Origin of the sequence: Clostridium pascui, assembly GCF_016908015.1 — a bacterium.
GTDB classification, from domain to species: domain Bacteria; phylum Bacillota; class Clostridia; order Clostridiales; family Clostridiaceae; genus Clostridium_AK; species Clostridium_AK pascui.
The window spans coordinates 221,131-236,419 of record NZ_JAFBDB010000004.1 but is presented as its reverse complement, the minus strand read 5'-3'; the positions used below and the strand labels follow the sequence as shown (position 1 = coordinate 236,419).

12 protein-coding genes and 1 riboswitch are annotated in these 15,289 nt (G+C 32.7%); of the genes, 11 read left to right on the top strand and 1 reads right to left on the bottom strand.

Features of this window, described 5'->3' with window-relative positions:
- Positions 1-4 precede the first annotated feature (4 nt).
- From cas6 to JOC70_RS11700, 10 genes are all read left to right on the top strand, one after another.
- Positions 5-751 carry a CRISPR-associated endoribonuclease Cas6 gene (gene cas6, locus JOC70_RS11745; RefSeq protein ID WP_204599076.1) on the top strand — a complete coding sequence of 249 codons (747 nt, stop codon included), beginning with the start codon at positions 5-7 and terminating at the stop codon, positions 749-751.
- A gap of 203 nt (positions 752-954) precedes the next feature.
- A riboswitch (purine riboswitch) is annotated at positions 955-1,056 on the top strand.
- A gap of 106 nt (positions 1,057-1,162) precedes the next feature.
- A complete protein-coding gene (locus tag JOC70_RS11740) occupies positions 1,163-4,900 on the top strand; it encodes a phosphoribosylformylglycinamidine synthase (RefSeq protein WP_204599075.1) in 3,738 nt (1,245 codons plus the stop codon).
- 31 nt (positions 4,901-4,931) lie between these two features.
- Positions 4,932-5,411: a 5-(carboxyamino)imidazole ribonucleotide mutase gene (purE, locus tag JOC70_RS11735; protein ID WP_204599074.1), complete on the top strand. Its 480-nt coding sequence runs from the start codon at positions 4,932-4,934 to the stop codon at positions 5,409-5,411.
- Complete coding sequence (gene purC / locus JOC70_RS11730; protein ID WP_204599073.1) at positions 5,411-6,121, top strand: phosphoribosylaminoimidazolesuccinocarboxamide synthase; 711 nt, start codon at positions 5,411-5,413, stop codon at positions 6,119-6,121. Before purE ends, purC begins: the two co-directional genes overlap by 1 nt.
- Before the next feature lie 7 nt (positions 6,122-6,128).
- Positions 6,129-7,535 carry an amidophosphoribosyltransferase gene (purF, locus tag JOC70_RS11725; RefSeq protein ID WP_204599226.1) on the top strand — a complete coding sequence of 469 codons (1,407 nt, stop codon included), beginning with the start codon at positions 6,129-6,131 and terminating at the stop codon, positions 7,533-7,535.
- A gap of 20 nt (positions 7,536-7,555) precedes the next feature.
- Positions 7,556-8,554, top strand: a complete 999-nt coding sequence (purM, locus tag JOC70_RS11720; RefSeq protein WP_204599072.1) for a phosphoribosylformylglycinamidine cyclo-ligase — start codon at positions 7,556-7,558, stop codon at positions 8,552-8,554.
- Complete coding sequence (gene purN, locus JOC70_RS11715) at positions 8,542-9,150, top strand: phosphoribosylglycinamide formyltransferase (protein WP_204599071.1); 609 nt, start codon at positions 8,542-8,544, stop codon at positions 9,148-9,150. The genes purM and purN overlap by 13 nt, the downstream gene beginning before the upstream one ends.
- A 21-nt stretch (positions 9,151-9,171) precedes the next feature.
- Positions 9,172-10,674, top strand: a complete 1,503-nt coding sequence (purH, locus tag JOC70_RS11710; protein WP_204599070.1) for a bifunctional phosphoribosylaminoimidazolecarboxamide formyltransferase/IMP cyclohydrolase — start codon at positions 9,172-9,174, stop codon at positions 10,672-10,674.
- Between the two features lie 127 nt (positions 10,675-10,801).
- Positions 10,802-12,049, top strand: a complete 1,248-nt coding sequence (gene purD, locus JOC70_RS11705) for a phosphoribosylamine--glycine ligase (protein ID WP_204599069.1) — start codon at positions 10,802-10,804, stop codon at positions 12,047-12,049.
- 167 nt (positions 12,050-12,216) lie between these two features.
- On the top strand, positions 12,217-12,738 hold the full coding sequence (locus tag JOC70_RS11700) for a hypothetical protein (protein WP_204599068.1): 522 nt from the start codon (positions 12,217-12,219) through the stop codon (positions 12,736-12,738).
- 111 nt (positions 12,739-12,849) lie between these two features.
- Here the strand turns inward: JOC70_RS11700 and JOC70_RS11695 are convergent, their stop codons facing one another.
- Positions 12,850-13,668, bottom strand: coding sequence for an EFR1 family ferrodoxin (locus JOC70_RS11695; protein ID WP_204599067.1), 819 nt, complete (start codon positions 13,666-13,668; stop codon positions 12,850-12,852).
- Positions 13,669-13,946: 278 nt separating this feature from the next.
- Here JOC70_RS11695 and JOC70_RS11690 point away from each other — a divergent pair, with 278 nt between their 5' ends.
- Positions 13,947-15,272, top strand: a complete 1,326-nt coding sequence (locus JOC70_RS11690; RefSeq protein WP_204599066.1) for a DUF5667 domain-containing protein — start codon at positions 13,947-13,949, stop codon at positions 15,270-15,272.
- Positions 15,273-15,289: the final 17 nt, after the last annotated feature.

Genomic DNA, 15,289 nt, shown 5'->3' with positions numbered 1-15,289 from the left:
AAAAATGAGAGCAAATATTGAGATGAGTTTTAACAACGAACTAACAGTACCAATTGATTACAACTACATTTTGCACGAGATGATATTAAATTGTATGGGTAAAGAGGGATATGAAACTTTAATTCATGATAAAAGGTATGAGTATAAAAATAGGAGTTACAAGCTTTTTACCTTTTCAAAGCTTTTTGGAAAGTTTGAGATGGACAAAGAAAATAGCACTATAACATATTTCGATAGAGCAAATTTTACGGTATCCAGTCCGGATTATACATTTTTAAACTATCTTATAAATAGAGTTTTAAAAAATCCTAATTTTAAAATAGGATGGAATGATATAAAAATAAAGAAAATAGAAAACTCTCATGCTCAGCTTGGAAGTTCTGAAGTAATATATACAAAATCACCTATAGTTGCATATAAGACATTAGATAATGATAAAAGAAGAAAAACTTTATACTATAGTCCATATGAAGATGAATTTCAAGAAATATTAAAAGAAAACCTGGTAAATAAATATAAAGCAATTTATGGATTTAAGCCTGAACGAAATGATTTTAAAATAAATATATTAGATACAAAAAAACCTAAGTCTAGTTCTATTAATTATCAAGGCCACATAATAAAGGGATGGAATGGAGAATTTTTATTAGAAGGTTCTCAAGAACTCTTACAAATTGCTTATGACACAGGATTAGGATTAAAAAATTCACAAGGCTTTGGATGTATAGAAGTAAAGGAAATAATAGGTTAATAATAATAGAATAAAAAGTTCATGATTTAAGGTCTTACATTTTTAATTAGATGTAGGACCTTAACATTTTTGGTTAATTTACTCTTGTAACACGAACAATGAAATATAAATTAAATAAAATATCTCGAATAATACGAATAATTATATAAAAAAATAATAAAATGTATTGAAAAAAAGTTTATTAAGTGTTACTATAAATACAAGATAATTAAATATTAATTACCCATATAATCTCGATAATATGGTTCGAGAGTTTCTACTAGAAGACCGTAAATTTTCAGGCTATGGGTAAGTCCAGATTTTTAACTGCATTTTGTGTAGTGTATTTGGCATCTTTAAAAATCTATCTTGGGCTTACCTAAAGGCTTGGGGTGGATTATTTTTTTAAATAAAAATAAGGAGAAGTCAAATATGAAAAATAATGTTATAAGACTTTATGTAGAGAAAAAGCCTGGTTTTGATGTTGAGGCAAAACATTTGTTAAGTGATTTAAGAGATAATCTTGGAATGACTGGAATTCAAGAATTAAGACTTGTAAATAGATATGATATAGATGGTATTTTAAAAAGTACGTATGAAAAAGCAAAGGATTTAATATTCTCAGAGAAAACTGTTGATAAAATTTATGAGGAAGAATTACCAGTTAAAGAAAACAATAAGATTTTTGCAATGGAATATTTGCCTGGGCAATATGATCAAAGATCCGATTCAGCTTGTCAATGTATACAAATCTTAACGGAGGGGGAAGTAGCAGAAGTAGCTTCAGCAAAAGTCATAATACTAGAGGGGAATTTAAGTGAAGAAGATTTTATTAAAATAAAAAATTACTGTATAAACCCTGTAGATTCTAGAGAAGCTTCTTTTGAAAAACCAAATGGAATTTATAATGAAACTAAAATTCCTGAAGATGTAGCGATTTTACAAGATTTTATAAATTATGATGACGAACAATTAAAGAAATTTTTAAATGAATTTGGCTTAGCTATGAGCTTTGAAGATTTATGCTTCTGCCAAAAGTATTTCAAAGAAACTGAAAGAAGAAATCCTACTGTAACTGAATTAAAAGTTATTGATACTTATTGGTCAGATCACTGCAGACATACAACTTTTATGACTGCTATAGAGGATGTATGCATAGAAAAAGGGGAGTTTACCAAACCTATAACGAAGGCCTACGAAGAATATTTAAAGACTAGAGAATATGTTTATGAAGATAAAAAGAAAGATGTATGCCTTATGGATATAGCTGTTATAGCTATGAAAGAGCTTAGAAAAAAAGGCCAATTAGAAGATTTAGATGTTTCAGATGAAATCAATGCCTGCAGTATAGAAATTGATGTAGATGTGAATGGTAATGATGAAAAGTGGCTTTTAATGTTTAAAAATGAAACTCATAATCATCCTACAGAAATTGAACCTTTTGGAGGAGCAGCTACTTGTCTTGGAGGAGCTATAAGAGATCCACTATCTGGAAGAGCATATGTTTATCAAGCTATGAGAGTCACAGGAAGTGGAGACCCTAGAACAAAGGTTTCTGATACTCTTCCAGGGAAAATTGCTCAAAGAAAGATAACAATAGGGGCAGCACAAGGCTATAGCTCTTATGGAAATCAAATTGGTCTTGCAACTGGACAAGTTTCGGAAGTTTACGATGAAGGCTTTGTAGCTAAAAGAATGGAAGTAGGAGCAGTAATAGCTGCGGCACCAAAGGAAAACGTAGTAAGAGAAGAACCTAAGTGTGGGGACATAGTAGTTTTAATTGGTGGAAGAACAGGAAGAGATGGCTTAGGTGGTGCTACAGGTTCTTCAAAGGAACATGATGAAGAATCAATTTTAAATTGTGGTGCTGAGGTGCAAAAAGGAAATGCAGTAACTGAGAGAAAAATACAAAGATTATTTAGAAATCCTAAAGTAAGCAAAATGATTAAAAGATGCAATGACTTTGGAGCTGGCGGAGTTTCAGTAGCTATAGGAGAGCTTACAGATGGACTTGATATAAATTTAGATTTAGTTCCTAAAAAATACGATGGATTAGATGGAACGGAGCTTGCTATATCAGAATCACAGGAACGTATGGCTGTGGTTGTAGCTAAAGAAGATGTAGAAAAGCTTATAAGTTTAGCACTAGATGAAAATGTTGAAGCTACAGTGGTTGCTGAAGTAACAGATAGCAACAGGCTTAAAATGACCTGGAGAGGAAAAGATATTGTAAATGTAAGTAGAGACTTCTTAAATACCAATGGAGTTAAACAAACTACAGAAGCAGTTATAAAAGCTCCTTCTATAGAAGAAAATTACTTTAATAAAGAAGTTCAAAATAAATTAAGTATTAAAGGGGCTTGGCTTGCTAATTTACAAAAGCTTAATGTATGTTCTCAAAAGGGAATGGGTGGAAGATTTGACAGCACTATAGGAACAGGCACAGTGGTTATGCCTTTCGGTGGAAAATATCAGGCAACACCTGCAGAAGGCATGGTAGCAAAGATACCAGTACTTAATGGAGAAACAAATACAGTTTCAATGATGACCTATGGATATAATCCTGAAGTAGGGAAATGGAGTCCATATCACGGAGCTGTATACTCAATAGTTGAAGCTGTAACTAAAATGGTGGCTATGGGTGGAGATTACTCAAGGATAAGATTATCTCTTCAAGAATATTTTGAAAAGCTTGGTAAGGAATCAGAAAAATGGGGAAAACCTTTAGCAGCACTTTTAGGTGCATTGCATGCACAAAGAGAATTTGCAATACCTGCAATTGGTGGTAAAGACAGTATGTCTGGAACATTTAAGGATTTAAGTGTCCCTCCAACAGTAGTAGCATTTGCAGTTGCAACAAGTAAGGCAGAGAGTATTGTAACTTCTGAATTTAAAAGAGCAAACAGTAAGGTGGTTTTAGTATCTGCTGTAAGAGATAATGAAGAAATTCCTGATTTTGAAATTTTAAAGAAAAACTTTAATAAAATAACAGAACTTATAAGTGCTAGCAGAGTTTTATCAGCCTCCTCAGTAAGAGGCGGTGGAGTTTCCGAAGTTATTAGCAAAATGTGTTTTGGAAATAAAATAGGAATGATTTTTGAGAAAGATATAGAAAGTAAAGAATTATTTAGTCCAGATTACGGTTCAATTATTCTAGAATTAAATGAAGTAGATGATTTAAAAGAAACTTTTGGTGAAGTTCAATATAAATTATTAGGACATACAAATGAGAATGGCGTAATTGAAGTTTGCGGCGAAAAAATTACCTTGGAAGAAGCTTATGAGACATATGAAAAGCCATTAGAAGCAGTTTTCCCTACAAAAGCTAAAGATCACAGCCAAGTAGTAGAAAATATAAGCTTTGATAAGAAAAATACAAAGACACCTGTAATTCATACTGCTAAACCAAGAATATTTATTCCAGCATTCCCAGGTACAAACTGTGAATATGATTCTCAAAGAGCTTTTGAAAGAGCTGGTGGAGAAGCCCACAGCTTTATATTTAAGAATTTATCAAGTAAAGCTATTGAAGAATCTATAGATGAAATGGTTAAGAAAATAAATAATTCACAAATTATTATGCTTCCAGGTGGATTTAGCGCAGGGGATGAACCAGATGGTTCAGGAAAGTTCATAGCTACTGTATTTAGAAATGAAAGAATAAAGAATGCAGTTATGGAACTTTTAAATAACAGAGATGGATTAATGCTTGGTATATGTAACGGCTTCCAGGCACTTATCAAGCTTGGACTAGTACCTTATGGAGAAATAAGAGATTTAGATGAAAACAGTCCAACACTTACTTATAACAGTATAGGAAGACATATATCATCTATGGTAAGCACAAAGGTAGTATCAAAGCTTTCACCGTGGCTAAGCAATGTAGAGCTTGGTGACATTCACACTATCCCAATATCTCATGGAGAAGGAAGATTTGTGTGCGGTGAAGATGAAATAAAGACATTAATTAAGAATGGACAAATAGCTACTCAATATGTAGGAGATAATCCAAATGGCTCTTTCTATGGGGTAGAAGGTATAACAAGTCCAGATGGAAGAGTATTTGGTAAAATGGCCCACAGCGAAAGAGTTGGCGAATGGCTATATAAAAATATACCAGGAGAGAAAGATCAGAAGATATTCAAAGCAGGAGTTGAATATTTTAAATAACAATTTAAATACCAACTAAGGAGGAACTTTTATGAAAGTTGCAATTATATTTGGAAGTAAGTCAGATACAGAGGTTATGAAGGGAGCAGCAACAGCATTAAAGGAATTTAATATTGATTATAAAGCCTTTGTGCTTTCTGCTCATAGAGTGCCAGAAAAACTTGCAGAAGTTTTAGAACAAGCTGAAAAAAATGGCTGCGAATGTATTATAGCAGGAGCAGGACTTGCTGCACATTTGCCTGGAGTAATAGCTTCTCATACAACATTACCAGTTATTGGAGTGCCAATTAATGCTGCTATTAATGGATTAGATGCTCTTTTATCTATAGTTCAGATGCCAAAATCCATACCAGTAGCAACCGTTGGAATAAATAATAGTTATAATGCTGGAATGCTTGCGGTACAAATGTTATCTCTTAAGTATCCAGATTTAAAAGAAGCTTTAGTAGAATATAGAAAAACAATGAAAGAAAAATTTATAAATGAAAATAATGAAGGAGTGGAATTATAATGGAAAAATTAGAAATGATTTATGAAGGAAAAGCAAAAAAGGTATATAGTACAAAGGATGCAGATAAAGTTGTTATATATTACAAAGACGATGCAACAGCTTTCAATGGAGAGAAAAAAGGACAAATTGAAGATAAGGGTGTTTTCAATAATACTATTACTTCTACAATTTTTAGTCTTCTTGAAAGCAAAGGAGTTAAGACTCACTTTATAGAAAAATTAAGTGATAGAGAACAGCTTTGCAAAAAGGTAGATATAATACCTCTTGAAGTTATAGTTAGAAACTTAGCAGCTGGAAGTATGGCAAAAAGATTAGGTCTTGAAGAAGGATTTAAGTTAAATACTACAGTTTTTGAACTTAGCTATAAAAATGATGATTTAGGAGATCCATTAATAAATGATTATCATGCAGTGGCAATTGGGGCTACAACATTCGAAGAGCTTCAAGCTATATATGTAATGACCTCAAATATTAATAATATATTAAAAGATTTCTTTATAAAGCAAAATGTTAAGCTTATAGATTTTAAGCTTGAATTCGGGAAGACTAAAGATGGAGAAATAGTTCTTGCAGATGAAATCTCTCCAGATACTTGCAGATTCTGGGATGCAGAAACAAATGAAAAGCTTGATAAGGATAGATTTAGAAGAGATTTAGGAAATGTAAAAGAAGCTTATACTGAAATGTTAAAAAGAATATGTGGAGAGTAGGGATATGATGATATTCGAAGATGATGATAAGTTTAAAGAGGAATGTGGAGTATTTGGAATTTTTGCAAATGAAGACCTTGATGTATCCTCTATAACTTACTATGGACTTTACGCTCTTCAACATAGAGGACAAGAAAGTGCAGGTATAGCAGTATCAGACAATAAAAAAATAAAATGCCACAAGGACATGGGACTTGTGGCAGATATATTCAATCAAGATAATCTTAGAGATATGAAAGGTTCTATTGCAATAGGTCATGTTAGATATTCAACTACAGGATCAAGTAATGTAAATAATGCACAACCTATAGTAAGTAAATATAAGCTTGGAACAATTGCTATAGCTCATAACGGAAATCTAGTTAATGCAGATGTTATAAGAGAATTATTAGAAGATGGAGGATGTATATTCCAAACATCTATAGACTCTGAAGTTATTTTAAGTCTTATAGCAAGGGGAGCAAAAAGAGGAATAGAAAGAGCTGTAGTAGATGCAATTCAAGCAGTTAAGGGTTCCTATGCTATAGTTCTTTTAACAGAAGATAAACTAATCGGGGTAAGAGATCCCGCTGGTATAAGACCTCTTTGTATAGGGAAAATCAATGAAAGTTATATACTTTGCTCTGAGAGTTGTGCACTGGATGCGGTAGGAGCAGAATTTGTTAGAGATGTAGACCCTGGCGAAATAGTTATTATTGATAAGGAAGGCTTAAGATCTATAAGCTTTGGAGAAAGAATAAAGCCGGAGACCTGTGCTTTTGAGTATATATACTTTGCAAGACCTGACAGTGTTATAGATGGGATAAACGTGTATACTTCAAGAATAGAAGCAGGAAAGCAGCTTTTTAAAGAGCACCCTGTAGAAGCTGATATAGTTATAGGAGTTCCTGACTCAGGATTACAAGCTGCTATAGGCTACGCTAAAGCATCAGGAATACCTTATGATACAGGATTTATAAAAAATAAGTATGTAGGAAGAACTTTTATTTCTCCTTCTCAAGAACTTAGGGAAAGAGCTGTTGCTGTAAAATTAAATCCTTTAAAGGTTAATGTGGCAGGAAAGAGAGTAGTACTTATTGATGACTCTATAGTTAGAGGAACCACCAGTAGAAAACTTGTAGATTCACTAAGAAAAGCAGGAGCTACGGAGGTACATTTTATATCAGCTTCACCTGTAGTGAAGTATCCTTGCTATTTTGGAATAGATACACCATATAGAAATGGATTAATTGGTGCTTGTAAAGAAATTGATAGCATAAGGGAAGAAATTGGTGCAGATAGCCTAGGATATTTAAGTATAGAAGGACTGCTTAAAGCATTGGGAGGAAAAAATAAGTTCTGTTTAGGATGCTTTAATGGAGTTTATCCAGTTGCAGCTCCAATGGAATCAGCTAAAGATCGTTTAGAAAAATAAATAGTCTTGGAGGATAGTAAATGATAACTTACAAGGATTCAGGAGTAAATATTGAAGAAGGTTACAAATCAGTAAGTCTTATAAAGGAACATGCTAAAAAAACCTTTATTCCAGGAGTTATAAACAATATAGGAAGTTTTGCAGGAATGTTTGAAATAGGAAGTGGATACAAGAATCCTGTACTAGTTTCAGGAACAGATGGAGTTGGCACAAAGCTTGAGATAGCCTTTAAGACAAAAAAATATGATACTGTAGGTATAGATTGCGTTGCCATGTCTGTTAATGATATTTTATGTCATGGAGCAAAACCACTCTTCTTTTTAGATTATTTAGCTTGTGGAAAGCTTGAAGCAGAAGTTGCTGAGCAGTTTGTTAAAGGTGTTTCAGAAGGCTGCATAGAAGCAGGATGTGCATTGATTGGTGGAGAAACAGCAGAAATGCCTGGCTTCTATAGAGATGGAGAATATGATATTGCAGGCTTTGGAGTAGGAATAGTTGATAAAGATAAAATTGTTGATGGAAGCAATATTAAAGCAGGAGATGCTCTTATAGGTATAGCGTCCTCAGGAATACACAGTAATGGTTATTCTTTAGTTAGAAAACTAATAACAGATTTAAATGAGGACTTTAATGGAAAGAGTATGGGAGAAGTACTTTTAACTCCAACAAAAATATATGTAAAGCCAATTTTAAAACTCTTAGAAAGCTTTGAAATAAAAGGCATGGCTCATATTACTGGAGGAGGATTCTTTGAAAATATTCCTAGAATGTTTAAGGAAGATTTAACTGCAGTAATTGATAAAAATAGCTTTGAAGTTCCAGATATATTTAAACATTTAATGTCATTAGGGGTTAAAGAAGAGCATATGTTTAACACATTTAATATGGGACTTGGTCTAATTCTTTGTGTTAAGGAAGAAGATAAGGATAATATATTAAAGGCGTTAGAAGAACTAGGCGAAAGGGCATACCACATTGGACATGTGGAGGCTGGAGGTGCAGGAGTTTGCTTAAAATAGCAGTACTAGTATCAGGAAGCGGAAGCAATCTTCAATCCATAATTGACAGTATTGAAGCTCAAGAATTAAAATGTAGTATAGAAATGGTTATAAGTGATAAAGAGGGAGTTTTTGGAATTGAAAGAGCGAAACAAAAGGGAATAAAGACTTATGTTTTAGATAAGAAGATATATGGAAAAGAAATTTCAAAAGAAGTTCTTAGATTAACTGAAAATAAAGTAGATCTAATTGTTTTAGCAGGATTCTTATCAATTTTAGATAGCGAATTAATAACTAGCTTTAAAAATAAAATTATTAATATTCATCCTTCTCTTATCCCTTCCTTTTGTGGACCTAGTATGTATGGAATTAAAGTTCATGAAAAAGCAATAGATTATGGAGTTAAATTTTCAGGATGTACAGTACATTTTGTAGATGAAGGTACAGATACAGGTGCTATTATTTGCCAAAAGGTAGTGCCTGTTCATCCAGAAGATACTGCAGAGAGCCTTCAAAAGAGAGTTCTTGTGGAAGAACATAAAGCTCTTCCTGAGGTTATCAAGCTAATATCCGAAGGAAGAGTTAAGGTGGATGGCAGAAAGATAACCATAATTTAAATTTTTAGGAGGCATATATTTATGTTAAAAAGAGCATTAATAAGCGTTTACGATAAAACTAATTTATTGCCACTAGCAGAGTTTTTAATAAATAAGGATGTAGAGATATTATCTACTGGAGGAACTTATAAATTTTTGAAAGAAAATGGAATAGCAGTTACAGAGGTTTCAGAGGTAACAGGCTTTGAGGAAATCCTTGATGGAAGAGTTAAAACTCTTCATCCAATTATACATGGTGGAATACTGGCTATAAGAAATAACAGTGAACATATGGAAACTATAAATAGAAAGGGAATAACTCCTATTGATATGGTAGTAGTTAACCTGTATCCTTTCTTTGATAAAGTTGAAGAGAACATATCCTTTGATGAAAAGGTTGAATTTATAGATATTGGTGGTCCTACAATGATAAGGGCAGCAGCTAAAAACTTCAGAGATGTAATTGTTCTTACAAATACATCAGATTATGAAGCAGTTACAAGTGAGCTTCGAGAAAATAATGAAGTTAGCTTTGAAACTAGAAAAAAATTAGCTGGAAAAGTATTTAATCTCATGTCAGCTTACGATGCAGCTATTAGCAATTTCTTATTAGAAGAAGAGAATTACCCAGAATACTTAACTATTTCCTATAAGAAAGAAATAAATCTAAGATATGGAGAAAATCCACATCAAAGTGCATCCTACTATACTCAAACTACAGGTAAAGGTGCTATGAAAAACTTTGTACAGTTAAATGGAAAAGAACTTTCTTACAACAATTTAAAAGATATGGATGTTGCTTGGAAGATTGTATGTGACTTTGAAGAAACTGTATGTTGTGCATTGAAACACAATACTCCTTGTGGAGTAGCATTAGGTACTAATGTTAAGGAAGCTTATGTAAAAGCATATAATTGTGATGATATGTCCATATTTGGAGGTATAGTAGCTTTTAATAAAAAAGTAGATAAGTGTGCAGCAGAAGAACTTGTGAAGATATTCCTTGAAATAGTTATAGCACCAGAGTTTGATGAAGAAGCTTTAGAAATTCTTAAAACAAAGAAAAATTTAAGAGTTATAAAGGGCGAAAGTAAGCCGCAAAATAAATTTGAACTTGTTTCCGTTGATGGCGGAATGCTTGTACAAGAAAGAGATAATAAACTTATAGAAGATATAAACTATATAACAGAAAACAAACCAACAGAAGAGCAAATGACAGATTTAATATTTGCTATGAAGGTTTGTAAGTATGTTAAATCCAATGCTATTGTAGTAGTTAAAAATGGTATGGCAAAGGGAATTGCTGGAGGTCAAACTAATAGAATTTGGGCAGCTGTACAGGCACTGGACAGAGCAAAGGATGGAGTAGTGATGGCGTCAGATGCTTACTTCCCATTTGGTGATGTAGTAGAGGAAGCAGCAAAGTATAATATAAAAGCAATAATTCAACCAGGTGGTTCAATAAGAGATAATGAATCTATTGAGGCATGCAACAAATATGGAATTTCAATGATATTTACGGGAATAAGACATTTTAAGCACTAGAAAACGGTAGCCAGTAACCAGTAGATAGTAGCCAGTAATCAGTGAAAAATGGTTTTGCTTTGCAAAACCTCCATAACTGGTTACTGGTCACTGGTTACTGGTTACTAACAAATTGGAGGTTGATTAAATGAAGGTATTAGTAATAGGAAATGGTGGACGTGAGCATGCTATAGCTTGGAAGATTGCTCAAAGTCCTTTGGTACATAAAATATATTGTGCTCCAGGAAATGGAGGAACTGCTTTAGAAAAGAAATGTATAAATTTAAATATAAATAAAAATGAAGAAATCTTAAAATTTGCTAAAGAAAATGATATAAATATTACTATAGTAGGTCCAGAAGTGCCATTAGTTGATGGAATAGTAGATATGTTTAAAGAAGCTTCACTTAAGATTTTTGGACCTTCAAAAGAAGCTGCAGCTCTTGAAGGAAGCAAGGCTTATGCAAAGAATTTTATGAAAAAGTATGGAATCAAAACAGCAGCATATGAAGTTTTTGAAAATGCTTCTGGTTCCATTGAGTACTTAAAAAGTTGTTCCTATCCAATAGTTATAAAAGCAGATGGACTTGCAGCAGGAAAAGGGGTTGCCATTTGCCAAAGCTTTGAGGAAGCAAAGACGTGTATTGAAAGCTTTATGATTGAAGATGTATTTGAGGGAGCAGGAAGCAAAGTTGTTATAGAAGAGTTTTTAGAAGGGGTTGAAGCTTCTATACTTGCAATAACAGATGGAGAGACCATGATTCCGTTTTTATCAGCAAAAGATCATAAGACTATTTATGAAGATAACAAAGGTCCTAATACAGGTGGTATGGGAGTAATCAGCCCTAATCCTTATTGTACAAATGAAGTTTTAGAAAGCTTTATAGAGAATATAATGAATCCAACTTTAAAAGGGTTCTCAGAGGAAAACATGGATTACATTGGGATTGTGTTCTTTGGTATTATGATAACTAAAAAGGGAGTATATCTTCTAGAATACAATGTGAGAATGGGAGATCCAGAAACAGAAGCTGTACTTCCATTAATGGAAAGTGATTTTATGGAATTGATTATGTGCGCTTTAAATAAAAGCCTTAACAATTATAAAATAACATGGAAAGATAAACATTCTTGCTGCGTAGTTGCAGCTTCAGGAGGATATCCAGCTAAATATGAAACAGGTTTTGAAATAAATGGAGTTAACGATACAGAAGGTAAGGTATTTATTGCTGGAGCAAAATTTGAAGAAAATGCTCTTTTAACCTCTGGGGGCAGAGTATTATGTGTCACTGCTTCGGGGGATACCTTAGAAGAAGCTAGAAGCAATGCCTATAATGAAATTAAAAAAGTTAATTTTGAAGGAATGTACTATAGAAAAGATATAGGAAAAGTTTAGAGTGCCACCCACATGGCAAGTGGCAAGTTTAAATGAATGATATATTATATAAAGCCCAACTAGATAACATCTAGTTGGGCTTTATTTTCGATTATTTTAAAATAAATGGAATTAATATGAAACTTTTTCCATAAATAAATCGTAATAATAATCAGGAGGGAGATAGTATGAAAAAAATAACGGCTATATGTACTGCTTTACTATTAAGCTTATCTATGATAGGATGCACAGCTAAGCAGCAGGTTGGATTGAGTTCAGACGTATCTAAAGAGACATCAGACATATCTCAAAAAACAAAATTAGCTGAAAAGGAAGAAAAAAACACTGTTAATGAGTATACAAAATTAATTGGTTTAACTAGGGATGAAATTATTAAGAAACTGGATGAAAAGCCAAAGCTTGTTGATGAAGGTGGATTAGAGTTTCCAAGTGTCGGCATCAGAGTTTGGTTTGGAGAAGATGCAAAAATCGTAAATCAAGTTTTTATGAACAGCAAGGATATTGATTTTAACGGAACAAGGGTTGGAGAAAATGTAGAGAAGTTTAAAAGTATCTTTGGGAAACCAGTATTAGAGGATAAGGAATCGGCATACATTAACTTTGATTATAAAGGGCTAGTTTTACATGTACCATATGATTCTAAAACACAGAAAGTTATTGCTGTATATTTAATGAAAGAATGGAAGTAGATGTATAAATTTAATTAAGAAAAAGGTGCTAATCTTTAAAGGATGAAGCACTTTTTCTTTTAAAGGTATAAACCTGGAGCTATAACTACGGACTTATACTCACATTAATGCTTATAAGAATAACTCGGGTTCCTTTCTGTAAGCATAATCAATTTCTAATTCCTCTTTGTGTCTTAGATAATCTTTATCATCATAGTATTTTGCATTAGTAGGACACTTTTTAATACAAGCACCACATTTAATGCAAATTCCATTTAATTTAGATACATCGTTATTATCAATAGAACCCATAGGGCATATGCTAACACAAAGTTTACAATTAATACAATTACTATTTGTTTTTGGAGTAACCTTCCTAATATCCACAGGTATGCCTTCTTTATTTTCAGGCATGTAATATTTTTTATAGGGGTTATTTCCATTAACATCTACAGATTCGAATTTATCTTCAGTTATTATTTTTGTATATATTTTATTGGCGAAGTCTTTTAATATGTTTATATCTTTTTCATCCGGTCTATCCTTGGCAAGGATTTTAGAAAATGAATGCTCTCCTATGAATGCAGCAGCACCAATAATCTTAAAATCATTCAACTCAAGGATATCTCTTAACTCTATCAAAGCATCATCGTAATTTCTATTTCCATAAACAACCACAGCAACTGCTAACGCGCCATTGCCTTTAGCAGAATTTAAATATTTTAGCAATACATTAGGAACTCTTCCGGCATATACTGGAACCCCTACAATTATAACATCATCCTCTGTAAAAGCTACTGATTTGTCTCTAGCTGACGGTAATGTAAAGTCGATAGTATTTACAGTCAATGTCTCATTAGTATTATCTAAAAGTTTACTTGCTATTCCGCATACTATTTTCTTAGTTGTACCAGTAGCACTAAAATACATTGTATTAATTTTTTTATTCATAATGCATCCCCCCATAATATCCTCATTAGGCTAATTATAGCATAAAAGTGCCACCCACATGACAAGTGGCAAGTTTGATAATATAAAAAATATCAGAGAAAATTTAGGTAGAATTTACCTAGTAAAGAAATAAATATGTTTAACGATTATATAAAACAAGGTGAGTTTAATTATATATATAATAACATTAAAAAAATACCAATATTTTCAAAGCACCCCCTTAAATAAAAAGGAAAATACGTATAAATATGTATAATATGGATTAGGAGGTACAATTTATGAAAACAAAAATTATTGCAATGACATTGGCGGCGTATTTAACAGGGATATCAGGTACTGTATATGCAAGCGGAGATGGGGTTATAGGTACAAAACAGGTAACAACTGAAACAGCAAGTGAAACTATGAATGAAGGAACAGTTAAAACAACAACAGAAGTAATATCTGCAACTCCTACAACAGGAGAGGAAAATGAAGAGAAAACCCAAGATGAAGTAAAAATAGATGAAGAGGAAGTTGAGGATTCAGCAGGTGTTTTACCTAATTCACTTTTTTATAGCATTGAACGAGGAATAGAACAGCTTCAAATTGCAATTACACAAAGCGAAGAGAAGTTAGCTGAACTTAAGGCGAAATTTGCTGAGGAAAGAGTTGCAGAAGCAGCTATCATGACAAGCAAAGGAGAAGAAGCGCTTGCTAGTAAGGTAACAGATGAATATATTAATATGCTAGCTTCAGCTACAGAACATATAAATAAGGCAATTGAAGCCAAGGATGAAGCGGTGGAAAATCTTGCAGTTCTTAATGAATATTATCAGAAGAGCCAAGAAATATTAAAGACTATGCTTGAAAAGCTTCCAGAGGATACTAGATTAGCTATTGAAAATGAGTTAAATGAACAGGATAAGACAATAATTGCGGTTAATAGTTTCTATGCAGCAAAAAAAGCGTTTTTTACAGCTAAGGAAGAATTTAAAAAGGCAAAGGCAGAACTTGAAGTTGCAAAGCAGAGCGGTGACGCAGAGGCAATCAAAATTGCTGAAGAAAAGGTAAAGGCAGCAGAAGCTTTAAAGGATGAACTTGAAGGATTAAAAGATGCTGCTGAGGCATCAAAGGAAGAAATAAAAGAGCTTGCTGAACAAACAGAAAATGCAATAAACGCAGGAATTAAAAAAACAGAAAAAGCAAATGAGAAGATGACAAGGGTGGAAGAAAAAGCCTTAGATGCTGAAAAAACAGTTCAGGAGAAAGCAGATAAAACAGAACAGAAAGCTATAGAAAAAGCTAAAAAGCAAGAAGCAAAGATACAGGTATCAGAGAATAAGATTCAAGAGAAAACTGAAGAAAAAGCTAAGAAGGCAGAAGAAAAACTAAGTGAATCACAAAAGAAAGCGGCTGAAAAAGCTAAAGAAGAAGCTAAAAAGGCAGAAGAAAAGCTAAAAGAAGCAGAAGAGAGAGCTAAGGAAGCTGCTAAAAAAGCAGAACAGAAATTAAAAGAATCACAAGAGAAAGAAGCTGAAAAAGCAGAAAAAAAATTAAAAGAAGAAACTAAAAAATCAGTAGAAAAAGTAAAGGAAACAGAGAATATTCAAAAAAATAAATAATAAAAATAGGATGCTAC